The organism is Cupriavidus taiwanensis, from assembly GCF_900250115.1.
Lineage (GTDB): Bacteria > Pseudomonadota > Gammaproteobacteria > Burkholderiales > Burkholderiaceae > Cupriavidus > Cupriavidus taiwanensis_B.
The window spans coordinates 60,766-85,676 of sequence record NZ_LT984803.1 but is presented as its reverse complement, the minus strand read 5'-3'; the positions used below and the strand labels follow the sequence as shown (position 1 = coordinate 85,676).

The window sequence follows — 24,911 nt, the reverse complement described above, 5'->3', positions numbered from 1 at the left end:
GTGTAACGAAAAGGGCCGGCTTGCGCCGGCCCCGACTTGCCCCTTCAGGGGGCCCGCGGCGGGAAACCGCCAGATCGGTCACGCGACCAGACCAGGCGCAGATGCCCCCGGTCCCGGCGCGACGCTGGCGATGCCCCGCAGTGCCTCGCTTCAGGAGGCGGTGACCCGGTCCTGGTTAGGCGTCCACTCGGTGCCTCGAACCAGGCGGCGCAGGCTGCGGTACACCAGGTGCGGCAGGTCGGCCAGCGCCAGCGCCGGGCGGCGGGCCTCGGCAATCAGCGCCAGGCGCACCGGATGCAGCGCGCGCGGGTCGATGCTGAGCACCACCTCGTCACCCGGGCGCAGCAGCAGGCTGCCGCCACAACGCAGCCAGTAGTCCTCCGAATCATTCTCGCGGGTCAGCCATACATCGGTGCCACGCGCCTCGGCAATATGGAGGCGCTGGGCCGCATGCACCGACAGCGTCGTGACTTCGCCAGGATTCAGGGTGAACTCGGTCGTTGTGAGCACGGTTTTCATGGTGGTTCTCCGTTCAGCCGGCCCTGGCGGGGATACGCCAGACGCAGCACGGATTCGCGGCGGGTTGCAGGAATTGGCCCGGCAAGGGGACCAGGCCAGTTAAATCCTGCGAATATCGCCGTGAAGAAGGGTGCAACTGCGGGGGCCGGTGAGGGAATATTAGTGATTGCCCGGCCACTATCAAAACGATATATTTTCTTTGTTCTTGTTAGACAATCTCACATAACACCGATCGTCTGGAGGCGGCCATGGCCTGGAAGAGCGCCTGGGAGAAAGACCTGCCGCGCGGCTGGCACCGCGAGTTGCCGCGTCTGCCGGCGCTGACCGCGCTGCGCGCGTTCGAAGCCGCGGCGCGGCACGAGAGCTTTTCGCGCGCCGCCACGGAGCTGTTCGTCACCCACGGCGCGGTCAGCCACCAGATCCGCGCGCTGGAAGAGGAACTGGGCATGCCGCTGTTCGAGCGCCATGGCAAGCGCGTGGCGCTCACCCCGGCGGGCCGGCTCTATGCCGAGCGGGTGCGCGACGCGCTGCTGCAGATCGCCGATGCCACGCGCGCGCTGCAGGCCGGCAACCGCGACAAGCGCCTGACCATCAGCACCATGCCGTCGTTCGCCGCGCGCTGGCTGACGCCGCGCATCGGCAGCTTTATCGAGCGCCACCCGGAGCTGGATGTCGAGCTGCTGTCGTCGAACACGCTGGTCAACTTTGCGCACGAAGAGGTCGATATCGCGCTGCGCATGGGCAGCGGCGACTATCCCGGCCTGTATGTGGAGCGGCTGCTCGACGACGTGTTCTTCCCGGTGTGCAGCCCTTCCTTCAACGGCGGGCAGCTGCCGCAGCGGCCGCAGGACATGGCGGGCATGCCGCTGCTGCGTGGCGAGGGCGATCCGTGGAAGCCGTGGTTCGAGGCCGCCGGGCTGGACTGGCCGGAGCCGCGCAAGGGCCTGCTGCTGGAAGATTCGTCGCTGCTGCTGCAGGCCGCCTCGGAAGGCCAGGGCATCGCCCTGATCCGCTCTTCGCTGGCGTGCAACGACCTGCTGTCCGGGCGCGTGGTGCGGCTGTTCGAGGTCAGCATCCCGTGCCCGTGGCTGCTGTACTTCGTGTGCGCGCCCGGCTCGCTGAACCTGCCCAAGGTGCAGGCGTTCCGTGGCTGGCTGCTGCCCGAGATCGAGCGCTTCCGCGAGGTGCTGGCGCAGTGGGAGTGAGTCAGTCTTCCGGGGTGGTGCCGGTCTGCGCCGCGCTTTCGGCGGCATCGGCCGCATCGGCCGCCGGTTTCGCGCGCGCCCGGCCGGCACGGGGGTGGGCCTTGTCGTAGACCTTGGCCAGGTGCTGGAAATCGAGTGCGGTGTAGACCTGCGTGGTCGAGATGCTGGCATGGCCCAGCATCTCCTGCACCGCGCGCAGGTCGCCGGACGACTGCAGCATGTGGGTGGCGAAGGAATGCCGCAGCATATGCGGATGCACGTCGGCCGGCACCCCGGCGCGCAGCGCCTGCTGCTTGAGCCGCAGCTGTACCGTGCGCATCGACAGGCGCCGTCCGCGCGGCCCCAGGAACAGGGCATTGGCGTCCTCGGGCGCGGCACCCGGCCGCAGCAAGCCGTCGCGCACCGCCAGCCATGCCTGCAGCGCCGCGATGGCCTTGCTGCCGACCGGCACCGAGCGCCGGCGCGAGCCCTTGCCGGTCACGGTCACCTCGGCGCCGGCCAGGTCGAGCCAGCCGCTCGAGCGGTAGCCGTCGGCCTCGGCATAGCGCAGGTCCAGCTGCACCAGCTCGGACAGCCGCAGCCCGCTCGAGTAGAACAGTTCATAGACGGCCTGGTCGCGCAGCGCCTCGGCATCGGTGCCGGCAGGGTGGGCGACCAGCGCCACCGCGTGCTCGACCGACAGCGCCTTGGGCAGCGCGTGCCCGGAGCGCGGCGCGCGCACGCCGTCGACCGGATTCACGGTCACGCCATGGCCATGGCGCGCCGCCCAGAGATAGAAGCCGCGCCATGCCGACAGCGCGCGCCCGATGCTGGTGCCGACCAGCCCGGCGGCATGCAGCCGTGCCGCGAAATGGCGGATATGGTGAGTCTGCAGCGCCAGCAGCGCGACCCCCGGCGCATGCTGCGCCGCGTGCGCCTGCAGCACGCGCAGTTCGCGCGCATAGCCCGACAGCGTGTGCTCGGCCAGCTTGCGGCTGCCGCGCAGCCAGTCGAGATAGCGCGTCACCAGCGGGTCCGGCGACGGCGCCTCGCCGTCCGCGGGCGCGGACGAAGCGACCACAGCGCGCAGCGGCCGGCGTGCAGTCATGGCGTTATTGCAAGGCCGCGGCTTCAGTCGCGCAGCCGGTTCAGCGCGGCACCCGCGACCGCGCCGATCTGCGACAGGTAAGCGGTGCCCATGCCTTCGTGGAAGCGGCGCGGATCGGGCGAGCCCAGCACCAGCAGGCCAAAGGCGGCGCCACGCACGTCGGCACTGGCTTCGGCCTCGCCGGCGCGCACCGGCACGCGCAGCGCCACCATCGCCAGCGAAGTGACATCGTCGCGCTCCAGCAGGCTGGCCGCCTCGAAGCCGCTGTTGCTGCCGCAGTAAGGCGCACGCAGGCCCTCGGCAAAGATACGCAGGTCTTCGCTGGCGCCCTGCGCCACTTCGATGTGCGCGTACTGTTCGGCGACATCCCACAGCTTGAGCGCCACCGCCGGCACGTCGAACACCTGCTGCAGGCCGTCCTGCACCGCATACGGCAACGCGTGCGAATCGGCCTCGGCCAGCAGGCGCAGTTGCCAGTCGTGCAGGCGCTGCTGGGTGCGGTCGTTCTCGTGGCCATGGCGGACCAGGTCGGCCAGGCGCAGCTCCAGGCCCTTGTTCTTCTCGCGCAGGATTTCCATCTGGCGCTCCTGCAGCGACACGGCGCGATGGCTGTGCGGGCTGGTCAGCTGCACCGCGGCCAGCAACTCGGCATGCTCTTCGAAGAATTCGGGATGGCTCTGCAGGTAGGCGGCAACGTCTTGGGCGTTCATGGGGCGTGGACCGGTAGAGGTTAAGTGGGTGGCAGTTTAGCAAACCCCACAAATCGAAAGAGACGTCCGGTGTTGGGTGCTCCCAAGCCGCCCGGACTAGCCCAGGCAAGGTGTTCTCACTCTCCCGTCATGGGGAGAGGGCCGGGGTGAGGGGTGGTTTAGCTAGCGGCCACATAAAGCGGGGCCAACGTTTTTTTCCAGCACCGTGGCTCCGGCAAACGCCCGCCCTCACCCCCGCCGCTCTCCCGCACGCGGGAGAGCGGCGCAAACCAGCGGTATGCAACGGCCTACGTCTGGATCAGCCGCTTCTGCCGCGAAATGCTCATCAAGATGCCGATGCCCGCGCCCAGCGTCACCAGCGCGGTGCCGCCGTAGCTCAGCAGCGGCAGCGGCACGCCCACCACCGGCAGGATGCCGCTGACCATGCCCATGTTGACGAAGGCATAGGTAAAGAAGATCAGCGTGATCGACCCCGCCAGCAGCCGCGAGAACAGCGTCGGCGCATTGGCCGCGATAAAGAGCCCGCGGAAGATCAGCAGCAGGTACAGCACTAGCAGCACCGCGTTGCCGATCAGGCCGAACTCTTCCGAGTACACCGCGAAGATAAAGTCGGTGTGCTTTTCCGGGATGAATTCCAGGTGGGTCTGCGTGCCCTTGAGCCAGCCCTTGCCCTCGACCCCGCCCGAGCCGATCGCGATGATCGACTGGATCGTGTGGAAACCCTTGCCGAGCGGATCGCTGGTCGGGTCCAGCAGCGTGCAGACGCGGTGCTGCTGGTAGTCGTGCAGCACCGGCCAGTTCACGCCCGGCGCGCATATGTCGTTCTGGAAGGTGATCAGCAGCGTGATGGCGACCACCAGGATCCCCATCAGCGGCAGGATCAGCTTCCACGACAGCCCTGCGAAGTAGATCACATAAAGGCCCGCGGCCATCACCAGCAGCGCCGTGCCCAGGTCGGGCTGCTTGGCGATCAGCCCCACCGGAATCAGCAGCAGCACCAGCGCGACGATGAAGTCGAACCACCGGATCACGCCCTCGCGTTTCTGGAAATACCACGCCAGCATCAGCGGCATCGAGATCTTCATGATCTCGGACGGCTGGATCACCATGCCGACATAGAGCCAGCGGCGCGCACCCTTGCGGATCAGGCCGAACATGGCCACTGCGATCAGCAGTGCCACCCCGACCGTATAGATCGGCACCGCCACCCGCATCAGCGTCTGGGTCGGCAGGTAGGCGATCACGAACATCACCACGTACGACAGCAGGATGTTGCGCAACTGGTCCTCGACCCGTCCCGGCATGTCGATGGCGGCCGAATACAACGCCACGATGCCGGTGGCGAACAGCAGGAACACGATCAGCGAGAGCGGCTTGTCAAAACCGGTCAGCGCGGTCTTGACCAGGGACATGACGCGGCGTCGATCCATGCGCGTCTCCTTCAGCGAGTGGCGTCGGCACCGCTGGCTGCCTTGGCAGCCACGGGCCTGACGCGTGGTTTGGGCGCGGGCGCCTTGGCCGGCACGGCCGCCGCCGAGGCCGGCGCCGGGGTCTGCGGCTTGCTGTGGCCCAGCGCCTGCAGCATGCGCTGGTCCAGCGTCTGCACCGCCGAGGCCGGGGCGATGGCGTCGGGGTCGAGCGTCGCGGCGATCGCTTCCGGCGTCGGCACATGCGCGGCCGAGGCCGCCGCCACCGCGCTGGCGTCAGCGCCGCTGGCCGACGCGCCGCCGCTGGACATCACCGTGGCGCTGGCAATGCTGGCGGTCTGGCCGGTGGTGAACACGCTCGGCGTCTCCACCGGCGCGCGTCCGGCCACGCGCTCGCTGGCAGGGGGCGCCATCGCCTCCAGCTCGGCGGGCCACTTGCCGGTCAGGTAGTAGTCCATCACCTTGCGCGCGATCGGCGCGGCCACCGCGGCACCGAAGCCGGCGTTCTCGACGATCAGCGCGATCGCGATCTTGGGGTTGTCGGCCGGCGCGAAGGCCGTGTACAGCGAGTGGTCGCGCTTGTGCTCGGCGAGCGCGTGGTGGTTGTACTTCTCGCCCTTGGACAGGCTGTAGGTCTGCGCCGTGCCGGTCTTGCCGGCGGACTCGTAGGCGGCGCCGGCGAACACGCGCGCGGCCGTGCCCGAGTGCGTCACCGCCACCATGGCGCGCTTGATCACGTTGATGTCGGCCTGCTTGAGCGGGATGGTGTAGCTTTCCTTGGGCACGGTCAGCGTGCGCTTGCGCGTGACCGCGTCTTCGATGGCCTTGACCAGGTGCGGCTTCATCACCTTGCCGTCGTTGACGATCACCGAGGTCGCCTGCGCCAGCTGCAGGATGGTGAAACTGTTGTAGCCCTGGCCGATGCCCAGCGAGATGGTCTCGCCCTCATACCACTTCTGCTGCTCGGGCTTGCGGTAGGCGCGGCGCTTCCAGTCGGTCGACGGCAGGATGCCGCGGCTTTCGCCCTCGATGTCGATGCCGGTGATCTGGCCGAAGCCCAGCGGCTTCATGAAGTCATGGATGCCGTTGACCCCCATGTCGCGCGCCAGCACGTAGTAGTAGGTGTCGCATGAATGCACGATCGAGCTGTGCATGTCGACCCAGCCGTGGCCGCCCGGCTTGTCGTCGCGGAAGGTGTGGTTGCCCAGCGTGAAGAAGCCCGGATCCGACATGCCCCAGTTCGCGGTGCGCTTGCCGGTCGTCAGCGCCGCCAGTGCCATGAACGGCTTGTAGGTCGAGCCCGGCGGATACGTGCCACGCAGCGGGCGGTTCAGCAGCGGCTTGTCGGGCGAGCCGTTGAGCTCGTTCCAGGTATTGGTGTCGATGCCTTCGACAAACAGGTTGGGGTCGAAGGTGGGCTTGGAGACAAAGGCCAGGATGTCGCCCGTGGACGGCTCGATCGCCACCAGCGCGCCGCGGCGGTCGCCGTAGAGCGCCTCGGCCAGCTGCTGCAGGCGGATGTCCAGCGACAGGATCAGGTTGTTGCCCGGCGTCGCCGGCGAGGTGGACAGGGTACGGATCGGGCGGCCGCCCGCGCTCACTTCCACTTCCTCGAACCCGGTCAGTCCGTGCAGCTCGGTCTCGTAGCTCTGCTCGAGGCCGATCTTGCCGATGTAGTTGGAGCCCTTGTAGTTGTCGGCATCCTTGCGCGGGTCGTACCTGGCGCCATCGGCATCGTTGGCCTCGTCCATGGCTTCGATGCGCTCCTGGTCGCGTTGCGAAATGCGGCCCAGGTAGCCGATCACGTGCGACGCCGACTCGCCCAGCGGATACTGGCGGAACAGCCGGGCCCGCACGTCGACGCCGGGGAAGCGGAAGCGCTGCGCGGAGAAGCGCGCCACTTCCCCGTCGGTCAGCTGGCTGCGGATCGGCAGGCTTTCAAAGCTGCGCGACTCCTCCATCAGCCGCTTGAAGCGGCGCCGGTCGCGCGGCTGGATGTCGACCAGCGCAGACAGGCCTTCGATGGTGTTGTCCAGCGTATCGGTCAGCTTGGACGGGGTGATTTCGAGTGTGTATGCGGAATAGTTGCGCGCCAGCACGACCCCGTTGCGGTCCATGATGATGCCGCGGTTGGGCTCGATCGGCGCCACCGAGATGCGGTTGTCCTCGGCCTTGGCCGAGTACTGGTCATGCTTGTACCACTGCAGCCAGAGGAAGCGCGAGAACAGCAGGCCAAAGCAGATCACCGTAAACAGCGCCGCGGCCGCCACGCGGATGCGGAAGCGGCCGATTTCCAGTTCGACGTTGCGGATTTCGGTCATGGTACTGCGTGGCCTGGAGATATCGGTGGTGGACGATGGCGGGCGATGGTGATGGCGATGGCGGCGTCAGATCGGCCGGGTCTCGTCGACATCGGTCGAGCGGCGCTGCGGCGCCAGCAGCAGGCTGGTGGCGAGCGGCCACAGCAGCGCCTCGATCGCCGGCGCCAGCAGCAGCGACCAGCCGGGCAGCGGCGCGCCCATCGCCAGGCGGATCAGCACCGGCACCGCGTGCGCGATGAACAGCAGCGGCAGCACGTGCAGCGCCTGGGTATAGACCGTGAACCACAGCACACGGCGGTGGATGGTGATGGCGAAGTAGGCCAGCAGCGTGTAAGCCAGCGCGTGCTCGCCCAGCAGCCGGGCATCGTGCACGTCCATCAGCAGGCCGAGCAGGAAGGCCACGCCCATGCCCACCTTGCGCGGCTGGTGGATGTTCCAGAACACCAGCACCAGCGCCACCATGTCCGGGATCCACAGCGTGGTGCCCCACGGCATCAGGTTGAACAGGAACGCCAGCACGAAGCTGAAGGCGATGAAGGCCGGATTGACCGGCCGCAGCAGGTATTGGGGATTGGTCACCGTGGTGCCTCCTTGGCGGGCGCGGCCTTGCCGGCCGCGGCGCTGTCGGCCGCGGCGCGCGCCGCGGCGGACTTGGCGCCCTTGACCGGCGCCTGCGGCCGCGCCTCGACCGCTTCGCGCGCCGGGATGGCGGCGTCGTAGCGCACCACCAGCAGCTGGCGGTGCGCGCGCACGCCGGCCACCGGCTCGCAATAGACACGCGAGAACGCGGTATCGGCCTTGCGCTCGATCTGCACGATCTTCGCCACCGGCAGGCCCGGCGGATAGGTGCCGTCCAGGCCCGAGGTCACCAGCAGGTCGCCCTGCTGCAGGTCGGCGGCGGCGGCCATGAAGCGCAGGTCGAGGTGGCCCGCGCGCGCGCCGCCGAAGGCCACGCTGCGCAGGCCGTTGCGCACCACCTGCACCGGAATCGCCTGGTCCTTGTCGGTCAGCAGTGTCACCTCGGACTGGAACGGCGACACGCGCGTGACCTGCCCCACCACGCCGCGCTCGTCGATCACCGGGTAGCCGGCGCGCAGGCCGTGCTGGCTGCCCTTGTCGATGACGATGCGCTGGCTGTACGGATCGCGCGCGTCATACAGGATCTCGGCCGCGGTCACCGGCGTGGCCGACTGCTGCGCCAGCCCGAGCAGCTTGCGCAACTGGTTGTTCTCGGCCTCGAGCTGCGCCTGGCGCACCGAGGCCTGGGCCTGCTGCACCGCGTTCTGGCGCAGCTCGCGGTTCTCGGTGGCGAGCGTCGCCGACGACTGCGCATAGTCGAACATGGTGCGCAGCGCGTCGCGCGGCGCCAGCACCAGGCGCTCGACCGGCATCAGCACGGTGGCGGCAACCTGCCGGCCCACGCGCAGCGCGTCGAAACGGGCGTCGACCACCAGCAGCGCCAGCGCGATGCCCACATACAGGACCAGCCTGGCGACGGCCGAGGTGCCTTGCTTGAAGAGCGGCGGAGGGGAGTAATCCATTTACCCGAACAAAGGCCGGAGGCCACGCGGAAACGCCCCGCCGCCCGCCGCGGCGCGCCCCGGCCCCTGGCGGGATCGGGCGCGGCACGGTCGGGCGGCGGGAGCTGCCAGGGCCCGGCCCCGGCGGATGAGGCGCCGCGACGCCGCCATGATCACTCGATCCGGCAGGCCGCGCATCGCCACGTGAGCGTCCTTCTTACTCGTAGGAGAAGATGCTGCCGAGCTTGTCCATGCGTTCCAGCGCCATGCCGGAGCCGCGCACCACGCAGGTCAGCGGGTCTTCGGCGACCAGCACCGGCAGGCCGGTTTCTTCCGCCAGCAGGCGGTCCAGGTCGCGCAGCAGCGCGCCGCCACCGGTGAGCATCATGCCGCGCTCGGCGATGTCGGCGCCCAGTTCGGGCGGGGTCTGTTCCAGCGCGATCTTGACCGCCGACACGATCTGGTTCAGCGGATCGGTCAGCGCTTCCAGGATTTCGTTGGACGACACCGTGAAGGCGCGCGGAATGCCCTCGGACAGGTTGCGGCCCTTGACTTCCATCTCGCGGACCTCGGAGCCCGGGAAGGCCGAGCCGATTTCCTTCTTGATCGCCTCGGCGGTCTGCTCGCCGATCAGCATGCCGTAGTTGCGGCGGATGTAGTTGACGATGGCCTCGTCGAACTTGTCGCCGCCGACGCGCACCGAACCCTTGTAAACCATGCCGCCCAGCGAGATGATGCCGACCTCGGTGGTGCCGCCGCCGATATCGACCACCATCGAGCCCGACGGCTCCGACACCGGCAGGCCGGCGCCGATCGCGGCCGACATCGGCTCCTCGATCAGGTACACCTGGCTGGCGCCGGCGCCCAGCGCGGATTCGCGGATGGCGCGGCGCTCGACCTGGGTCGAGCCGCACGGCACGCAGATGATGATGCGCGGGCTCGGGCGCAGCAGCTTGCTGTCATGCACCATCTTGATGAATTGCTTGAGCATCTGCTCGGTCACGGTGAAGTCGGCGATCACGCCGTCCTTCATCGGGCGGATCGCCTCGATATTGCCCGGCACCTTGCCCAGCATCTGCTTGGCTTCCTTGCCCACCGCCGTGATGGTCTTCTTGGCGTTGGGGCCGCCTTCCTGGCGGATCGCAACGACCGAGGGCTCGTCCAGCACGATGCCCTTGTCGCGCATGTAGATCAGCGTGTTGGCGGTGCCGAGGTCGATCGCCAGGTCGTTGGAGAAGTAGCTGCGGAGAAATCCGAACATCAGGAATCCTGTCTGTGATGGTGTTCGCGGGTAGGCGAAGCGGCCGGCGCCGCGAGCGGCCCGGCCACGAAGTACGTTGTGTTGAATACGGAATGGTTCTCGGCTTCCCGCTCCGCCCGCCGCCCCGGCTGTCCGGCCGGAGGGGCATGGGATAGGCACCGCCGGCGCACCGCACGCGCCGGCCCTACGGGAACCTTTGATTAGACCCCGCCGAAAAGTTCGCGGAAATGTGCAGGCGCCGGCGCATCATGTCGGCGGGTGGCGCGACATGCGGGACCGGCGGCAAGGCCTAATCAGAGGACCCAGGTTTGCCCTTCGGGCGCCTTCGGACACCGGGCGCGCAGGCGCCGGCCGCAGGCCATGTGGCGCAGGCGTTGCCAAAGGTCGGTAACTCGCAATGATACCTTATAATTCTGGCTGCTTCGGGCGTTTACAGCCTGAAAATACCTGCAATTCTGACGACTCCGGGGCGACCTCCGGCGCCCATGGTCAGGCCCGGGCCGCGCGACGAAGCGGCCCCGTGAGCCGGCCGCCGGCGCAGCCCGCGCCACCCTTCGTATCTGTATCCGAGCATCGATCCACCACGCCATGGCCCTCGACCTATCCGACGTCAAGCGCATTGCCCACCTCGCCCGCATCGAAACCAGCGATGACGAGGCCGCCCAGACGCTTGCGCAGCTGAACAACTTTTTCTCGCTGGTCGAGCAAATGCAGGCGGTCGACACCACCGGCATCGAGCCGCTGGCGCATCCGCTGTCGGCCGTGCGCGACATGGTCCAGCGCCTGCGCGAGGACGTGGTCACCGAGGCCGACCGCCGCGCCGACTACCAGCGCCCCGCGCCGGCCACCGAAGACGGCCTGTACCTGGTGCCCAAGGTCATCGAATGACCCGTGCCCGGGCCGTGCCGCCTGCGCTGCCAGGCCCGACACGGTCCGCCCGCCAGTACAACACCCCTGATGCCGACCGACTGTCATGCCCTTTTCCGCTGATTCCGTGACTTCCCTGCGCCAGCTTGCCGACGCCCTGGCCGCGCGCACCGTCTCCGCCGAGGAACTCGCGCGCGAATACCTGGCCCGCATCGAGCAGGCCAGCGCGCTCAACGCCTTCATCCACGTCGACGCCGAGCTGACCCTGGCCCAGGCCCGCGCCGCCGATGCGCGCCGCGCGCGCGGCGAGGCCGCGCCGCTGACCGGCGTGCCGGTGGCGCACAAGGATGTGTTCGTCACGCGCGGCTGGCGCGCCACCGCCGGCTCGAAGATGCTGGCCAACTATGAAAGCCCGTTCGACGCCACCGTGGTCGAACGCATGGCGGCCGCCGGCATGGTCACGCTGGGCAAGACCAACATGGACGAGTTCGCGATGGGCTCGTCCAACGAGAACTCGCATTTCGGACCGGTGCGCAACCCGTGGGACGCCAGCCGCGTGCCCGGCGGCTCGTCGGGCGGCTCGGCCACCGCGGTCGCCGCCGGCCTCGCGCCCGCCGCCACCGGCACCGACACCGGCGGCTCGATCCGCCAGCCGGCATCGTTCTCGGGCATCACCGGCATCAAGCCAACCTACGGCCGCGTGTCGCGCTACGGCATGATCGCCTTTGCCTCGTCGCTGGACCAGGGCGGCCCGATGGCCCACAGCGCCGAGGACTGCGCGCTGCTGCTCAACGCCATGGCCGGCTTCGACCCGAAGGACTCGACCAGCATCCCGCCGGAGCAAGGCGGCGTGGACGAGGACTACACCCGCCTGCTGGGCCAGCCGCGCGCCGGCGCCACGGCAGAGCGCCCGCTGGCGGGGCTGCGCATCGGCCTGCCGAAGGAGTACTTCGGCAAGGGCCTGTCGGCCGATGTCGAGCAGGCCGTGCGCGCGGCGCTGGCCGAATATGAAAAGCTGGGCGCAACGCTGGTCGAGGTATCGCTGCCCAAGACCGAGCTGTCGATCCCGGTGTACTACGTGATCGCGCCGGCCGAGGCTTCGTCCAACCTGTCGCGCTTCGACGGCGTGCGCTACGGCCACCGCGCCGCCGAGTACCGCGACCTGCTCGACATGTACAAGAAGACCCGCGCCGAAGGCTTCGGCGCCGAGGTCAAGCGCCGCATCATGGTCGGCACCTACGTGCTGTCGCACGGCTACTACGACGCCTACTACCTGCAGGCGCAGAAGATCCGCCGCATCATCGCCGACGACTTCCAGCGCGCCTTCGCCCAGTGCGACGTGATCATGGGCCCGGTGGCGCCGACGGTAGCGTGGAAGCTGGGCGAGAAGACCTCGGATCCGGTGCAGATGTACCTGGCCGATATCTTCACGCTGTCGACCAGCCTGGCCGGCCTGCCCGGCATGAGCGTGCCGTGCGGCTTCGGCGAGGGCAACCTGCCCGTCGGCCTGCAGCTGATCGGCAACTACTTCGACGAAGCGCGCCTGCTGCAGGCCGCGCATGCGTTCCAGCAGGCGACCGACTGGCACCTGCGCCGCCCCGCCAAGGCCTGACCATGACCCGCACCCTGCTCCGCCTGCTTGCTGCCGCCGCGCTCGCCGCGCTGGTGGCCGGCTGCATCCAGCTGCCGATCATCGGCAAGCCCACGCCGATCGCCAGCCGCGACATCGACCTGGCCGGCGACTGCCGCCGCACCGAGGAAGACGGCTTCCGCGAAGATGCGCAGCTGCGCATCGCGGACAACAGCGTGCAGCAGTTGTCGTGGAAGCTGTGGGTGGGCAAGCGCGGCTCGTGCAGCTTCAACCTGGCCGACTTCCGCCAGACCCAGAAGAAGCCGCATATCGAGCTGCGCGCCAATGACGGCAGCGGCTGCAAGCTGATGGTGTGGCAGGACCCGCGCCGAGTCACGCTGGCGCACGCCAACTGCCAGCAGCGCTGTACCCCCGGCATCTATGAGCAGGCCTGGCCCGTGATGTTCGAGCCCGGCACCGGCGCCTGCGCCCCCACGCGCTGACGCCACTGTCGCCACAGCAGCCGGCCATGGTCCACGCCCCCGCCATCCCGCAACACGCGCCACGCGCCGCCCGTCCGGCGGGCGCGTGGCTGCGCGCCGCGGCGGCGCTGGCGTTTGGCGCTTGGCTGGCCGGCGCCGCGGCGCATACGCCGGACCTGCCGGCACCCCCGCTGGATGCGCCGGCCCCGCTGACGCCGGCGGGCGTGCTGGCGCCGAACGCCGTGAGCCGGGCCGCGCCCGCTTCTTCGGCAGCAGCCAGGGCGGCAGTCGCGCCCGTGCCCGCGCAGCGGGTCCAGCTGCGCGGCGATGCCGCCACGCCGGCGCTGACCGCCTACTGGTTCCTGCCGCGCGAGGGCACCACGCCGCGCGCGCTGCCGGTGGTGGTGGCGCTGCACGGCTGCGGCGGCCTGCTGGCGCAGCGCGCCGCGCGCGACGGCAGCGCGGCGGCAACCGGCGCCGACACCGCGGACGTTGCGGGGCAGCTGCAGCAACGCTACCGCGAATACGCGCACTGGCTCACCGAACGCGGCTACGCGGTGCTGATGCCGGACAGCTTCAGCGCGCGCGGCAGGCCCCACGGCATCTGCGCCGAGCCCATCGACAACCGTGCCATCGACGACCGCACCCGCCGCGCCGACGCGCTCGCCGCGCTGCGCTGGGTGGCGCAGCAGCCCGCGGCCGATGCCGCGCGCATCGTGCTGCTGGGCTGGTCCAACGGCGCGCAGGCGGTGCTGGCGACCGTGGACGCCAGCCGCCCGTGGCCGGCCGGCACGCCGCCGGTGGAGCGCGCGGTGGCGTTCTACCCGGGCTGCAAGCGCGCGGTGCAGCAGCACAGCTTCCGCCTGCGCGCGCCGTTGCTGCTGATGATCGGCGGCGCCGACGACTGGACCCCCGCGACCCGCTGCGCCATGCTGCAGAGCGCGGTGCAGGCGCGCCAGCCGGGGGCGCGCTTCCGGCTGGAGATCTATCCGGGCGCCTATCACGGCTTCGACGGCACCAGCGAGCTGCATCGGCGCAGCGATGTGCCCGCCGCCGCCATGCGCAAGGGCCAGAGCGTCACCGTCGGCGGCGACGCGGTGGCTCGCGTGGCCGCGCTGGCCCAGCTCGACTCCTGGCTGGCCAGCCCCGACCCCTGACCGCCATGCCAGACCAGACAGAACACCGGGGCGGCGCAGCCGCTCCCTCGCAACAGACAACACCGAAAGAACCGAACAGGAATACCGCCATGCAATGGGAAGTGGTGATCGGCCTCGAAACGCACGCGCAGCTGTCGACGGCCTCCAAGATTTTTTCCGGCACCTCCACCGCCTTCGGCGCCGAGGCCAACACGCAGGCGTCGCCGGTGGACCTGGCGCTGCCGGGCGTGCTGCCCGTGCTCAACCAGGGCGCGGTCGAGCGCGCGATCCAGTTCGGCCTGGCGATCGGCGCCACCATCGCGCCGCGCAGCGTGTTCGCGCGCAAGAACTACTTTTACCCGGACCTGCCCAAGGGCTACCAGATCAGCCAGTATGAGATCCCCGTGGTCCAGGGCGGCACCATCACCATCCAGGTCGAAGGCAAGAAAGGCGAGTTCTACGAAAAGACCGTCAACCTGACGCGCGCGCACCTGGAAGAAGACGCGGGCAAGTCGCTGCACGAGGATTTTGCCGGCATGACCGGCATCGACCTGAACCGTGCCGGCACGCCGCTGCTGGAAATCGTCACCGAGCCCGACATGCGCAGCGCCGCCGAAGCGGTGGCGTACGCCAAGGCGCTGCACTCGCTGGTGGTGTGGCTGGGCATCTGCGACGGCAACATGCAGGAAGGCAGCTTCCGCTGCGACGCCAACGTGTCGGTGCGCCCGGTCGGACAGAAGGAATTCGGCACGCGCCGCGAGATCAAGAACCTGAACTCGTTCCGCTTCCTGCAGCAGGCCATCGAATACGAGGTGCAGTGGCAAATCGCCGAGATCGAGGACGGCCGCAAGATCCAGCAGGCCACCGTGCTGTTCGACCCGGACACCGGCGAAACGCGCGCCATGCGCACCAAGGAAGACGCGCACGACTACCGCTATTTCCCCGACCCGGACCTGATGCCGCTGGAAATCGACGCCGGCTGGATCGAGCGCGTGCGCGGCGAGCTGCCGGAGCTGCCGGCGGCGATGCAGGCGCGCTTCGTCTCGCAGTACGGCCTGTCGGCGTATGACGCCACCATGCTGACCGCGACCAAGGCCTACGCCGCCTACTATGAAGCCGTGGTCGCCGGCGCCGGTGCCGCCAGCGCCAAGCCCGCCGCCAACTGGCTGATGGGCGACGTGGCCTCGCAGCTGAACCGCGAAGGCATCGCCATCGACGCCGCCCCGGTCACGCCGGCGCAACTGGCCAAGCTGCTGGCGCGCATCGCCGACGGCACGGTGTCGAACAACACCGCCAAGAAGGACGTGTTCCCGGCGATGTGGGCGGGCGAGCACGGCGGCGACGCCGACGCCATCATCGCGGCCAAGGGGCTGAAGCAGATGTCCGACAGCGGCGAGCTGGAAAAGATCATCGACGAGGTGCTGGCCGCCAATGCCAAGTCGGTCGAGGAATTCCGCTCGGGCAAGGAAAAGGCGTTCAACGCGCTGGTCGGCCAGGCGATGAAGGCGACCAGGGGCAAGGCGAATCCGGCGCAGGTGAACGAGTTGTTGAGGAAGAAGCTGGGGTGAGCCCGAGCGGTTCAACCTGCGCCGGTTTGCTCCCCTCTCCCGCTTGCGGGAGAGGGGCGGGGGTGAGGGCGGACGTTTGCCGGAGCCGCCGTGATAAAAAAACGTTGGCCCCGCTTCATGTGGTTCCCTGCTAAACCACCCCTCACCCCGGCCCCCTCCCCATGAGGGGAGAGGGAGAACACCTTGCTCAGGCTAGCTCCGGCGGCGCTGGAGCACCCAAGACCGCCGCTTCGTTGTCGTGACGGGCAGTTCTTGCCTACATCCCGGCCCTGCCCCTCACCGTCTCCTCCAGCAGCGACCGCAGCTTCGCCAGCGCCCCCGGATCCCCGCGTGCCGCCGAGCGCGCGTACCAGATCTTGGCCTGCTCGATATCCCGGTCGACCACGCCCGGCTCGCCGCGCTCATAGAAGCTGCCGACGATGTACTGCGCGCCGCCGTCCCCCGCGCTCGCCGCGCGGCGGTACCACGCAAACGCCTGCGCGTAGTCGCGCGGCACGCCGCGGCCGGTGAAGTAGTTCGTCGCCAGTTCCATCTGCGCCTGCACGTGGCCGCCCTGCGCCGCCAGCTCATACCAGCGGTTCGCCTGTTCCAGCGATTTCGGCACCAGCTCGCCGCGCTCGTACAGGTCGCCCCAGGTGTATTGCGCATGGGTCATGCCGTTGTCGGCCGCCTTGCGCAGCCACACCAGCGCCTCTTGTGGCCGCGCGGCGGTGCCCTCGCCACGCAGCAGCATCATCGCGTAGTTGAATTGCGCGAGACGGTTGCCCTGGCGCGCGGCGCCGGCGAAGCCGCGCAAGGCCTGGTCGAAGCGGCCCGACTCGTAGGCAGCGACCGCGTCGCGGGTCTGCGCCTGCGCCGGAGCGGCGGGCTGGGGTGCGGCGGCGGCATGCGGCAGGACCAGCCATGCGCAAAGGATGCCGGCCAGCACGGCGGCATGCGGGGAACGGGCTTTCAACATGGCGGACTCCGGGCGCAAGGCCTTCCTTGCTTCAGTGTAGGAGTCGGCGGGAATGCCCGGTAGCGCCCGGCTATCGGCGCGAATAATCAAGAAGCGAACAATGGCGACCCGATCATTCGTCACACCAATAATCTGGCCCCGAAGGGCCCGGGCTCAGATCCACCCCGCGCGGTGCAGCCGCCGCCACAGCGCGCCACAGGCCACCGCGGTCACGCCGATCACGGCCGGATAGGCATAGTGGATTTTCAGCTCCGGCATGAAATCGAAATTCATGCCGTACAGGCTGAACACCACTGTCGGGATTGCCAGGATCGCGCCCCAGCCGGCCAGCCGCTTGACCACCTCGTTCTGGCCGACGGTGACCAGCGCCAGGTTGACCTGCACCGCGGTGGTCAGCATTTCGCGCACCACGTCGAGCGTACGCACCTGGCGGCTGGCGTGGTCTTCGATATCGCGGAAATAAGCGCGCAACTCCCTGGGCACCAGCTCTTCGTGCAGCCGGATCAGCTGGCCGCACATGTCTTCGACCGGGCTCACCGCATTGCGCAGGCGCAGCACCTGGCGCTTGACCTGGTACAGGCGCTCGATCGCGGCACGGTCGAATTCGTCGCGGAAGATGCCTTGCTCGAGCGCCTCGAAGGTGTCCTCCAGGCGCGTGACGATGGGCAGGTAGTGGTCGACGACAAAGTCCATCAGCGCGTACAGCACGTAGCCGGGGCCGTTCGCCAGGCCGTGCGGATCATGCTCGCAGCGCTCGCGGACCGGCGCATAGGTGCTGCTGGCGCCGTGGCGGACCGAGACCACGTAGTTGGGGCCGACGAACAGATGGGTCTCGCCGACCACGACTTCGTCCTCGACCAGTTGCGCGGTGTTGAGCACTACGAACACGGAATCGCCGTAGGCCTCGAGCTTCGGGCGCTGGTGCGCGTTGGTGGCGTCTTCGACCGCGAGGTCGTGCAGGCCGAAGGCCCGTTGCGCCTGGCGCAGCAGTGCCAGTTCGGGCTCGTGCAGGCCCAGCCAGACGAAGGTGCCGGGCACCGCCAGCACCGTGGGGATTTCTTCCATGCCTACCGTGCCGAGCCGCTTGCCCTGCCGGTAAGCCACGCAATTGACGATGGCGCCCATGGAAACTCCGCTAATCAGATGGCGCAATCGTAACAAGGCTTTGCACGATGCCCGGGCGCCGCGAGCCGAGGTCGCGCAAGCCGCGCCGGCCACACTTGCGCCGCGCCACGGGCACGCGCATGGAGCCCACGCGCCACCTGCGGTACATATCGATCCAATTGTTACAGTTCGCGACAGATACGACGTTAGAATGTGGCATTTCCACGGTCACCCGGCTATGTCCCAGAAGAAATCGCCACGCTTCGAGCTGCGCAGTGGCAACGTCGACGCCCTCCTTCTCGCCCTCCAGACCGCCGACATGGCTGCGCTGCGGGATGACCTCCTCACCCGCTTCGAAGCCACCCCCGACTTCTTCTCCAATGACGTGATCGCGCTGGACCTGCGCGCGCTCGACGATGACAGCGAAGTCGCGCTCGGCACCGTGATCGACACGCTGGCCACGCTCAAGGCCCGCGCCATCGGCGTGGTGGCACGTGCCGGCCAGCGCGATTGGGCCGAGCGCTTCGGCCTGCCGCTGCTCGACAGCCAGGCCCGCCGCAACGGCACCGCCGAGCGTGCCGCCGAAGCCAAGGCCGCAGCCGCCGCCGAACAAGCCGCCGCCGAACAGGCGGCGCGCGAGCAAGCCGCCCGTGCCGCGGCGCAGGCGGCCACCGACGCCGCCGTCGCCGCCGCCGTGCGCCAGACCCAGACCCTGCTGATCGACAAGCCGCTGCGCTCGGGCCAGCAGGTCTACGCGCATGGCGACGTGGTCATCATGGACGTGGTCAGCTATGGTGCCGAGGTCATCGCCGAAGGCAACATCCATATCTACGCCCCGCTGCGCGGCCGCGCGCTGGCGGGGGTCAAGGGCAACACCGCCGCGCGCATCTTCAGCACGTGCATGGAGCCCGAACTGATTTCCATCGCCGGCATCTACCGGACCGCGGAGCAGACGCTGCCGGCCGACGTGCACGGCAAGACCGCCCAGGTGCGCCTGGCCGATGAAAAACTGATCCTCGAAGCGCTGCGGCTCAAGTAACCGCGGTGTCCCTCGAGACCGGATCACAGAGAGCGCAAGCTTCAACTTATTACTGGACCAAAGAGCCATGGCAAAAATCATCGTTGTGACCTCCGGCAAGGGAGGCGTCGGCAAGACCACCACCAGCGCCAGCTTTGCCGCCGGCCTGGCCCTGCGCGGCCACAAGACTGCCGTGATCGACTTCGACGTCGGCCTGCGCAACCTCGACCTGATCATGGGTTGCGAACGCCGCGTGGTGTATGACCTGATCAACGTGGTGCAGGGCGAAGCCAACCTGCGCCAGGCGCTGATCAAGGACAAGAAGTGCGAGAACCTGTTCATCCTGCCGGCCTCGCAGACGCGCGACAAGGACGCGCTCACGCGCGAGGGCGTCGAGAAGGTGATCGACGGCCTAATCGAGATGGATTTCGAGTACATCGTCTGCGACTCGCCCGCCGGCATCGAGTCGGGCGCGCTGATGGCGATGTACTTCGCCGACGAGGCGCTGATCGTGACCAACCCGGAAGTGTCGTCGGTGCGCGATTCGGACCGCATCCTCGGCATCCTGGCGTCCAAGACCAAGCGCGCCACCGAGGGCGGCGAGCCGATCAAGGAACACCTGCTGATCACCCGCTACAACCCCAAGCGCGTGCATGGCGGCGAGATGCTGTCGCTGACCGACATCCAGGAAATCCTGCGCATCAAGCTGATCGGCGTGGTGCCGGAATCGGAAGCGGTGCTGCACGCCTCCAACCAGGGCACGCCCGCCATCCACCTGGAAGGCAGCGACGTGTCTGACGCCTACAGCGACGTGGTGGACCGCTTCCTCGGCAAGGACAAGCCAATGCGTTTCACCGACTACCAGAAGCCGGGGCTGTTCTCGCGCATCTTCGGCAACAAGTAACGGTCAAGGAGGGCTCACCCCATGTCGATCCTTTCCTTCCTGCTGGGAGAGAAGAAGAAGTCCGCGTCGGTCGCCAAGGAGCGGCTGCAGATCATCCTGGCGCACGAGCGCACCGGCCATTCCGCCCCCGCCGACTACCTGCCCGCGCTGCAGCGCGAGCTGGTGGCGGTGATTTCCAAGTACGTCAAGATCGGCGACCAGGACCTGCGCGTCAGCCTGGAGCGCCAGGACAACCTCGAGGTGCTCGAGGTCAAGATCGAGATCCCGCAGCACTGAGCACAGGACCCGGCGGCGCCGGGTCCATGCCCCTGCGGGGCTCGCCGCCCCGCCCCTTCCCGCCCCTTCCCGCGCCCCTCCCCCGTCGCGCCAACGCCCCGCCGCCGTGCCAGTGCGGCTTCGCGGCGTCCCCGCAGCGCTGCCTTGTCCCCCGAATGCAGAATTCTGTAGCGGCCAGACAACGGAATTGCATCAATTTCCTGCTTGAAAGCGCGGCTCCACGGAGTTTTGTGTCCTTGTTCCTTACGTTTTGTTAAATTTTCGCGGCGTTTACACGAAACGTAGACCTTATCCCCGCCGTGATCCGGCGAAGGGCACAGTACAAGACAGAAAAGGAGCACCATGAAGAAATCGGCCATCGTCCTCGCAGCCGGCAGCCTGTTGGCAGGTTCGGCTTTCGCACAAACCTCCGTCACCCTGTACGGTATCGTCGACCAGAGCATCCGCTTCCAGACGAACGCGAACGCCAACAATGACAACTCCTGGGAACTGACCAACGGCGCCATCACCAACAGCCGCTGGGGCATGAAGGGCAGCGAAGCCCTGGGCAACAACCTGAAGGCGATCTTCCAGCTGGAAGGGGGCTTTGACCCGGATACCGGCCGCGCCAACCAGAACAACAGCCTGTTTGGCCGTCAGGCTTACGTCGGCCTGTCGGGCGACTTCGGCACGATCAAGCTGGGCCGCCAGTACACCGAAGGCTTTAACTTCTTCGGCGACTACGATCCGCTGACCATCGGCAACTACACCAACAACGCCTGGCCGTTCTTCCTGACCCAGTTCCGCAACAACAACGTGGTCAGCTACGCCGGCAAGTTCGGCGGCCTGGACGTCGGCGCCAGCTACGGCTTCGGCGAGCAGCCGGGCAGCATGAGCCGGAACCAGTACTGGGGCACCCGTGCCGCCTACTCGTTCGGTCCGTTCGGCATCGGCGGCGTGTACCAGGAAATCCGCGATATCAACGGCAACAAGCAGCAAATGTGGGGCGCTGCCGGTAAGTACGCCTTTGGCCCGGCCAAGCTGTTCGTCGGTTACATCGGCGGCCAGGACCGCACCGGCGTCATCGACAGCGGCTTCCTGAACAACTCGGCTGCCGCTCCGGCGCCGGGCGTGATCGCCGCAGGCGCCGCCAACAACCCGCGCAAGGACACCCTCGGCTACATCGGCCTGACTTACCAGGCCACCCCGGCCCTGGCGCTGACCGGCGTGTTCTACGGCGACTACGTCGAGAACAAGAACGGCGTGAACAACAACAACGGCCGCCGCTACACCGGCGTGCTGCTGGCCGAATACTCGCTGTCGAAGCGCACCCAGGTCTACGGGACGGTTGACTTCAACAAGGTTTCGGGCGGCACCACCACCGAAATGCCGGGCCGCAACAACCAGACCGGCGCTGCCCTGGGTATCCGCCACATCTTCTGATCGATACCGGATCAGCAGTTCCTGGCAAAAGGCACCTTCGGGTGCCTTTTTTCATGGGCGCGGCCGGCGCCGCAGCCACAGGTACCAGCCCGCCTGCACGGCGTCGCCCTGCATCGGCTGCAGCGGCACCAGCAGGCCGCCATGGCGTGCCACCACCCGCTGCGCGTACAGCAGCGCGGGTCCGGGCCGGGCCAGATGCGCGGCGCCCTCGTCGGCGGGCTGGAACACGATCGACAGCGCCACGCCACCGGCATGGCCGCGGCACAGGGTGCGCAATGTCGTGCCCTGCGCTGCCGCGCCGATGGCACTGGACAGCAGCCATTCCAGCGTGCCGGCGAGCATCGCCGCGTCCCCGCCGACGCGCGGCAGGCGCCCCGCCGGGCGTTCCAGCCGGATCCCGGCCGCGCCGGCTTCGGTCCAGACGCGGTCCAGCGCTTCATCGAGCAGGGCTTCCATGGCGATCCGCCGCATCCGGTAGGCATGCCGGGTTTCGCGCAGCAGCCGGTTCAGGTCATCGAGATGGCGCAGCGCGCGGCGCGCATGGCCACCCACCTGCGCCAGCAGCGCCGCATCGGCCTGCGAGCGGGTCTGGCGCAGCGCCAGCCACGCCAGCAGCGAGGCATTGGGTTCGCGCAGGTCGTGGCCCAGCACATGCAGCAGCATGTCATGCACGGCGGCCGGGTCGCGGGCGTCGCGGCCGCTTGCCGGCACCGGCACCGCAGCTGCGCTGCAGCTGCGTCGCGCCAGGCGGCAGCCGCCCAGGCACAACGCCGCGGCAAGCAGCGCCAGGCGCAGCGGCCGCGCCGTCATGCCGCGGCCCGCTCGGCGTGTGCCAGGCGCTCCAGCCGGTAGCCGTGCGTGTAGACCGGGGTCAGCCGCATGCCGTGCTCGGCCTGCAGTCCCAGCTTGCTGCGCACGCGCGAAACATGGGTATCGATGGTGCGCGACATCGGCGAGATCTCGCGCCCCCAGACCGCGGCGGTGATGTGGTCGCGCGTGACGATGCGGCCTTCGTGGCGGAACAGCAGCACCGCGAGGTCGAACTCCTTGGGGGTCAGGCCGATCGGCTGCCCGTTGCAGGTGACCCGGCGCAAGGCGCAGTCGAAGGCGTAGTCGCCCAGCCGCAGCGGCGCGTGCGGCGACGCCTGCGCGGGATACGCGCGCCGCAGCAGGCAGTCGATGCGCGCGGCCAGCTCGGCCGGGCGGATCGGCTTGACCATGTAGTCATCGGCGCCGGCGGCGAGCGCGCTGACGATATCGTGCTCGGCATCGCGGCAGCTCAGGAACATGACCGGGATGCGCCGGTCCAGGTGGGTGCGCACCCACGCCAGCACCTCGCGCCCGGACAGGTCCGGCATCTGCCAGTCCAGCAGCAGCAGCTCGAAGCCGGCGTCGCGCAGCGCCAGCAGCAGGCGCCGGCTTTCGCCGAAGGTCACGCACTCGTATCCCGCGCTGGCAACGACCTGGCGGATCAGCGCCGCATCCGCGGGCGCGTCCTCAAGCGATGCAATGCGCGATGCCGTTTTCTTTCCCATGTTGCCTCCGACGGAACTGGCCATTAGCGGGACATTTAATCCGGTGTCGCGGCCCGCCCGAATAGGAAAGCGCTCAATCTCGCCTTTCAACAATCTTTTACTTCTCGCCCTAGCGGGCCGCTCCTACCATGGGCTTCGCTGCTGGCCGACCCGTGCCCGCGCTCACCCTGTTGTCAAGCTGTGTCCACCGGCGGCGCATCGCGATGCGTCCGCGCACAGGAGCCACGTCCGTGAAGATCGCCGCGCTGCAGGCGGACCCCACCCTCGCCGTCAGCATCGAACAAACCCTGCGCCTGAACGGCCACCAGTGCACGCGCTACCTCAGCGGGCGCGCGCTGATCGGCGCGCTGCGGGGCAGGTCGTTCGATCTGCTGATGCTCGATTGCGATACGCCGGGCCTGCCGGCGCTGGAAGTGCTGTCGTGGGTGCGCCGCACCTTGGGCAACGAGATGCCGGTGATGCTGACCGGGGCGTCGAACGAAGAAGGCTTTGTCGCGGCCTGTCTGGCGCAGGGCGCGGACAGCTACTTGGCCAAGCCGCTGCGCACCGCGGAACTGGCCGCGCGCGTGCTGGCGCTGCTGCGCCGCGCGCGGCCGGCAAGCGCGGACTGCGACCTGGAACACGGGCCGTTCCGCTTTGCCACCGCCGAGCGGCAGGTGTGGGTGCAGGGCAAGCCGGTGCTGCTGGCGCCGAAGGAATTCGACCTGGCGGTGCTGCTGTTCCGCAACCTGGGTTCGCTGGTGCTGCGCCAGACCATGGTCGACCAGGTCTGGCGCTACCACATGGACGCGGCCTCGCGCACGGTGGACAGCCACCTGTCGCGCGTGCGCACCAAGCTGGCGCTGTGGCCGCACAACGGCGTGCGGCTGTCGTCGGTGTACGGGCTGGGGAGCCGGCTCGATGCGGCCTAGCCCGGCCGCGGCAACGCTGCCGGCCCGGTGCTTCAGTCGGCCTTGATGCCGGCTTCCCTGACGATGCGCGCGTTTTCCGCGGATTCTTCGCGGATGGCCTTGGCAAACTGCGCCGGCGTGCCGCCGGTCGGCACTTCGCCGCCCTTGAGCAGGCGCTCATGGACTTCCGGCTCGGCCAGGGCCTTGTTCAGCTCGGCGTTCAGGCGGTTGATGATGGCCGCGGGGGTCTTGCCCGGCGCGAAGACACCGAAGGTGGAGGTCAGGTTGGCCTTGGGGTAGCCCAGCTCGGCCAGCGTCGGCACCGCGGGCAGGCTTTCCAGGCGCCCGGGCGCGCCCACCGCCAGCGCGCGCAGGCGGCCGGCCTGCATATGCTGGCTCAGCACCGGGCTGGCGTTGGTGCTCATCACCTCGAACTGGCCGCCGAGCGCATCGTTCATCTGCTGGCCCGCGCCCTTGTACGGAATCAGCACGATGTCAGCCTTCGACTTCTGCTTGATCTGTTCCAGCACCACATGGCCGACCGTGCCCAGTCCCGAAGTCGCCCACCGTACCGAGCCAGGCCTGGCGCTGGCCTGGCCGACCACGTCGGCAAAGCTCTTGCCGCTGAAGGCCGACGTCGCGACCACCAGCACCGGCGAATACATGACGCTCATCACCGGCGCCACATCCTTCTGCGGATCGTAGTTGACGCGTCCCACATGCGGATTCAGCGTCAGCGGGCTGGTCGCGGCAAAGCCGAGCGTGTAGCCGTCCGGCGCGGCCTTGGCGACCGCATCGATGCCGATGCTGCCGCCCGCGCCGGCCTTGTTCTCGACCACCACCGAGGTGCCCATCTGCGCCGACAGGCGCTCGCCGAGCGCGCGCGCCACGGTGTCGCTGATGCCGCCGGTGGGATAGGCGACGATCAGGCGGATCGGGCGGCTGGGATAGGCGTCGGCCGCGGCGGCGATCGCGGGGGCCAGTGCGGCGGCACCGAAGACGCACGCTGCGGCCAGCAGCGACGGGCGGAAGGGAATGGCCATGACGGGAAAGCGGGAGAGATTCGACGGAAGCGGCCGCGCGGCCGCAACGGGCCGGCGCGGCGCGGAACAGCCGCTATCTTAGCCGATC

Annotated in this window: 24 protein-coding genes; 11 read left to right on the top strand and 13 right to left on the bottom strand. The window is 68.7% G+C overall.

Annotated elements, in window-relative coordinates; translation table 11 throughout:
- Positions 1-150: 150 nt before the first annotated feature.
- Positions 151-519, bottom strand: coding sequence for a DUF2917 domain-containing protein (locus CBM2586_RS00420; protein WP_115663362.1), 369 nt, complete (start codon positions 517-519; stop codon positions 151-153).
- Between the two features lie 248 nt (positions 520-767).
- Here CBM2586_RS00420 and CBM2586_RS00415 point away from each other — a divergent pair, with 248 nt between their 5' ends.
- Positions 768-1,724, top strand: a complete 957-nt coding sequence (locus tag CBM2586_RS00415) for a transcriptional regulator GcvA (protein ID WP_115663363.1) — start codon at positions 768-770, stop codon at positions 1,722-1,724.
- A gap of 1 nt (position 1,725) precedes the next feature.
- On the opposite strand, the gene CBM2586_RS00410 is transcribed toward CBM2586_RS00415, so the two are convergent.
- The 7 genes from CBM2586_RS00410 to CBM2586_RS00380 form a co-directional block, all read right to left on the bottom strand.
- On the bottom strand, positions 1,726-2,811 hold the full coding sequence (locus CBM2586_RS00410) for a tyrosine recombinase XerC (RefSeq protein WP_115663364.1): 1,086 nt from the start codon (positions 2,809-2,811) through the stop codon (positions 1,726-1,728).
- A gap of 23 nt (positions 2,812-2,834) precedes the next feature.
- Complete coding sequence (locus CBM2586_RS00405; RefSeq protein ID WP_115686592.1) at positions 2,835-3,521, bottom strand: DUF484 family protein; 687 nt, start codon at positions 3,519-3,521, stop codon at positions 2,835-2,837.
- A 287-nt stretch (positions 3,522-3,808) separates the two neighbouring features.
- Positions 3,809-4,951, bottom strand: coding sequence for a rod shape-determining protein RodA (gene rodA, locus CBM2586_RS00400; RefSeq protein WP_115663366.1), 1,143 nt, complete (start codon positions 4,949-4,951; stop codon positions 3,809-3,811).
- Positions 4,952-4,962: 11 nt separating this feature from the next.
- On the bottom strand, positions 4,963-7,269 hold the full coding sequence (mrdA, locus tag CBM2586_RS00395; RefSeq protein WP_115686591.1) for a penicillin-binding protein 2: 2,307 nt from the start codon (positions 7,267-7,269) through the stop codon (positions 4,963-4,965).
- 66 nt (positions 7,270-7,335) lie between these two features.
- Positions 7,336-7,848 (bottom strand): rod shape-determining protein MreD, encoded by a 513-nt coding sequence (mreD, locus tag CBM2586_RS00390; protein ID WP_115663368.1) that lies wholly within the window; start codon positions 7,846-7,848, stop codon positions 7,336-7,338.
- Positions 7,845-8,810 (bottom strand): rod shape-determining protein MreC, encoded by a 966-nt coding sequence (gene mreC, locus CBM2586_RS00385; RefSeq protein ID WP_115686590.1) that lies wholly within the window; start codon positions 8,808-8,810, stop codon positions 7,845-7,847. Before mreC ends, mreD begins: the two co-directional genes overlap by 4 nt.
- Before the next feature lie 196 nt (positions 8,811-9,006).
- Positions 9,007-10,050, bottom strand: a complete 1,044-nt coding sequence (locus CBM2586_RS00380; protein WP_008648066.1) for a rod shape-determining protein — start codon at positions 10,048-10,050, stop codon at positions 9,007-9,009.
- 588 nt (positions 10,051-10,638) lie between these two features.
- On the opposite strand from CBM2586_RS00380, the gene gatC reads away from it, so the two are divergent.
- The 5 genes from gatC to gatB all read left to right on the top strand — a co-directional run bounded on the left by gatC (position 10,639) and on the right by gatB (position 15,673).
- Entirely contained in the window at positions 10,639-10,938 is a 300-nt protein-coding gene (gatC, locus tag CBM2586_RS00375) for an Asp-tRNA(Asn)/Glu-tRNA(Gln) amidotransferase subunit GatC (RefSeq protein ID WP_115663370.1), read from the top strand.
- Positions 10,939-11,023: 85 nt separating this feature from the next.
- Positions 11,024-12,529 (top strand): Asp-tRNA(Asn)/Glu-tRNA(Gln) amidotransferase subunit GatA, encoded by a 1,506-nt coding sequence (gene gatA / locus CBM2586_RS00370; protein ID WP_115663371.1) that lies wholly within the window; start codon positions 11,024-11,026, stop codon positions 12,527-12,529.
- Positions 12,530-12,531: 2 nt separating this feature from the next.
- The gene (locus tag CBM2586_RS00365) at positions 12,532-12,990 is read left to right on the top strand and encodes a hypothetical protein (RefSeq protein ID WP_115663372.1); all 459 of its coding nucleotides are present in this window, start codon (positions 12,532-12,534) and stop codon (positions 12,988-12,990) included.
- 26 nt (positions 12,991-13,016) lie between these two features.
- A complete protein-coding gene (locus tag CBM2586_RS00360; protein ID WP_115686589.1) occupies positions 13,017-14,126 on the top strand; it encodes a dienelactone hydrolase family protein in 1,110 nt (369 codons plus the stop codon).
- Between the two features lie 89 nt (positions 14,127-14,215).
- Complete coding sequence (gatB, locus tag CBM2586_RS00355) at positions 14,216-15,673, top strand: Asp-tRNA(Asn)/Glu-tRNA(Gln) amidotransferase subunit GatB (protein WP_115686588.1); 1,458 nt, start codon at positions 14,216-14,218, stop codon at positions 15,671-15,673.
- 256 nt (positions 15,674-15,929) lie between these two features.
- On the opposite strand, the gene CBM2586_RS00350 is transcribed toward gatB, so the two are convergent.
- The gene (locus CBM2586_RS00350) at positions 15,930-16,631 is read right to left on the bottom strand and encodes a tetratricopeptide repeat protein (protein WP_115663375.1); all 702 of its coding nucleotides are present in this window, start codon (positions 16,629-16,631) and stop codon (positions 15,930-15,932) included.
- Positions 16,632-16,784: 153 nt separating this feature from the next.
- Positions 16,785-17,756: a magnesium and cobalt transport protein CorA gene (locus CBM2586_RS00345; RefSeq protein WP_115686587.1), complete on the bottom strand. Its 972-nt coding sequence runs from the start codon at positions 17,754-17,756 to the stop codon at positions 16,785-16,787.
- A 217-nt stretch (positions 17,757-17,973) separates the two neighbouring features.
- On the opposite strand from CBM2586_RS00345, the gene minC reads away from it, so the two are divergent.
- The 4 genes from minC to CBM2586_RS00325 all read left to right on the top strand — a co-directional run bounded on the left by minC (position 17,974) and on the right by CBM2586_RS00325 (position 21,355).
- Entirely contained in the window at positions 17,974-18,774 is an 801-nt protein-coding gene (gene minC / locus CBM2586_RS00340) for a septum site-determining protein MinC (protein WP_115663377.1), read from the top strand.
- Between the two features lie 67 nt (positions 18,775-18,841).
- Entirely contained in the window at positions 18,842-19,657 is an 816-nt protein-coding gene (minD, locus tag CBM2586_RS00335) for a septum site-determining protein MinD (RefSeq protein WP_018006695.1), read from the top strand.
- A 21-nt stretch (positions 19,658-19,678) separates the two neighbouring features.
- On the top strand, positions 19,679-19,933 hold the full coding sequence (gene minE, locus CBM2586_RS00330) for a cell division topological specificity factor MinE (protein ID WP_012351386.1): 255 nt from the start codon (positions 19,679-19,681) through the stop codon (positions 19,931-19,933).
- 342 nt (positions 19,934-20,275) lie between these two features.
- Complete coding sequence (locus CBM2586_RS00325; protein WP_115663378.1) at positions 20,276-21,355, top strand: porin; 1,080 nt, start codon at positions 20,276-20,278, stop codon at positions 21,353-21,355.
- A gap of 51 nt (positions 21,356-21,406) precedes the next feature.
- On the opposite strand, the gene CBM2586_RS00320 is transcribed toward CBM2586_RS00325, so the two are convergent.
- Both CBM2586_RS00320 and CBM2586_RS00315 read right to left on the bottom strand, forming a co-directional pair.
- Positions 21,407-22,165: a sensor histidine kinase gene (locus CBM2586_RS00320; RefSeq protein ID WP_115686586.1), complete on the bottom strand. Its 759-nt coding sequence runs from the start codon at positions 22,163-22,165 to the stop codon at positions 21,407-21,409.
- Entirely contained in the window at positions 22,162-22,890 is a 729-nt protein-coding gene (locus tag CBM2586_RS00315; protein ID WP_115663380.1) for a response regulator transcription factor, read from the bottom strand. The genes CBM2586_RS00320 and CBM2586_RS00315 overlap by 4 nt, the downstream gene beginning before the upstream one ends.
- 230 nt (positions 22,891-23,120) lie before the next feature.
- Between CBM2586_RS00315 and CBM2586_RS00310 the strand changes: the two genes are divergently transcribed.
- A complete protein-coding gene (locus tag CBM2586_RS00310) occupies positions 23,121-23,801 on the top strand; it encodes a response regulator transcription factor (RefSeq protein WP_115663381.1) in 681 nt (226 codons plus the stop codon).
- 32 nt (positions 23,802-23,833) lie between these two features.
- Here CBM2586_RS00310 and CBM2586_RS00305 read toward each other — a convergent pair whose 3' ends face one another.
- Positions 23,834-24,823: a Bug family tripartite tricarboxylate transporter substrate binding protein gene (locus tag CBM2586_RS00305; RefSeq protein ID WP_115686585.1), complete on the bottom strand. Its 990-nt coding sequence runs from the start codon at positions 24,821-24,823 to the stop codon at positions 23,834-23,836.
- Positions 24,824-24,911 lie beyond the last annotated feature (88 nt).

Bases quoted from the DNA above. Each gene is read 5' to 3' on its own strand.
- CBM2586_RS00420 (WP_115663362.1), bottom strand. From the start codon at position 519: ATGAAAACCGTGCTCACAACGACCGAGTTCACCCTGAATCCTGGCGAA.
- CBM2586_RS00415 (WP_115663363.1), top strand. From the start codon at position 768: ATGGCCTGGAAGAGCGCCTGGGAGAAAGACCTGCCGCGCGGCTGGCAC.
- CBM2586_RS00410 (WP_115663364.1), bottom strand. From the start codon at position 2,811: ATGACTGCACGCCGGCCGCTGCGCGCTGTGGTCGCTTCGTCCGCGCCC.
- CBM2586_RS00405 (WP_115686592.1), bottom strand. From the start codon at position 3,521: ATGAACGCCCAAGACGTTGCCGCCTACCTGCAGAGCCATCCCGAATTC.
- rodA (WP_115663366.1), bottom strand. From the start codon at position 4,951: ATGGATCGACGCCGCGTCATGTCCCTGGTCAAGACCGCGCTGACCGGT.
- mrdA (WP_115686591.1), bottom strand. From the start codon at position 7,269: ATGACCGAAATCCGCAACGTCGAACTGGAAATCGGCCGCTTCCGCATC.
- mreC (WP_115686590.1), bottom strand. From the start codon at position 8,810: ATGGATTACTCCCCTCCGCCGCTCTTCAAGCAAGGCACCTCGGCCGTC.
- CBM2586_RS00380 (WP_008648066.1), bottom strand. From the start codon at position 10,050: ATGTTCGGATTTCTCCGCAGCTACTTCTCCAACGACCTGGCGATCGAC.
- gatC (WP_115663370.1), top strand. From the start codon at position 10,639: ATGGCCCTCGACCTATCCGACGTCAAGCGCATTGCCCACCTCGCCCGC.
- gatA (WP_115663371.1), top strand. From the start codon at position 11,024: ATGCCCTTTTCCGCTGATTCCGTGACTTCCCTGCGCCAGCTTGCCGAC.
- CBM2586_RS00365 (WP_115663372.1), top strand. From the start codon at position 12,532: ATGACCCGCACCCTGCTCCGCCTGCTTGCTGCCGCCGCGCTCGCCGCG.
- CBM2586_RS00360 (WP_115686589.1), top strand. From the start codon at position 13,017: ATGGTCCACGCCCCCGCCATCCCGCAACACGCGCCACGCGCCGCCCGT.
- gatB (WP_115686588.1), top strand. From the start codon at position 14,216: ATGCAATGGGAAGTGGTGATCGGCCTCGAAACGCACGCGCAGCTGTCG.
- CBM2586_RS00350 (WP_115663375.1), bottom strand. From the start codon at position 16,631: ATGTTGAAAGCCCGTTCCCCGCATGCCGCCGTGCTGGCCGGCATCCTT.
- CBM2586_RS00345 (WP_115686587.1), bottom strand. From the start codon at position 17,756: ATGGGCGCCATCGTCAATTGCGTGGCTTACCGGCAGGGCAAGCGGCTC.
- minC (WP_115663377.1), top strand. From the start codon at position 17,974: ATGTCCCAGAAGAAATCGCCACGCTTCGAGCTGCGCAGTGGCAACGTC.
- minD (WP_018006695.1), top strand. From the start codon at position 18,842: ATGGCAAAAATCATCGTTGTGACCTCCGGCAAGGGAGGCGTCGGCAAG.
- minE (WP_012351386.1), top strand. From the start codon at position 19,679: ATGTCGATCCTTTCCTTCCTGCTGGGAGAGAAGAAGAAGTCCGCGTCG.
- CBM2586_RS00325 (WP_115663378.1), top strand. From the start codon at position 20,276: ATGAAGAAATCGGCCATCGTCCTCGCAGCCGGCAGCCTGTTGGCAGGT.
- CBM2586_RS00320 (WP_115686586.1), bottom strand. From the start codon at position 22,165: ATGACGGCGCGGCCGCTGCGCCTGGCGCTGCTTGCCGCGGCGTTGTGC.
- CBM2586_RS00315 (WP_115663380.1), bottom strand. From the start codon at position 22,890: ATGGGAAAGAAAACGGCATCGCGCATTGCATCGCTTGAGGACGCGCCC.
- CBM2586_RS00305 (WP_115686585.1), bottom strand. From the start codon at position 24,823: ATGGCCATTCCCTTCCGCCCGTCGCTGCTGGCCGCAGCGTGCGTCTTC.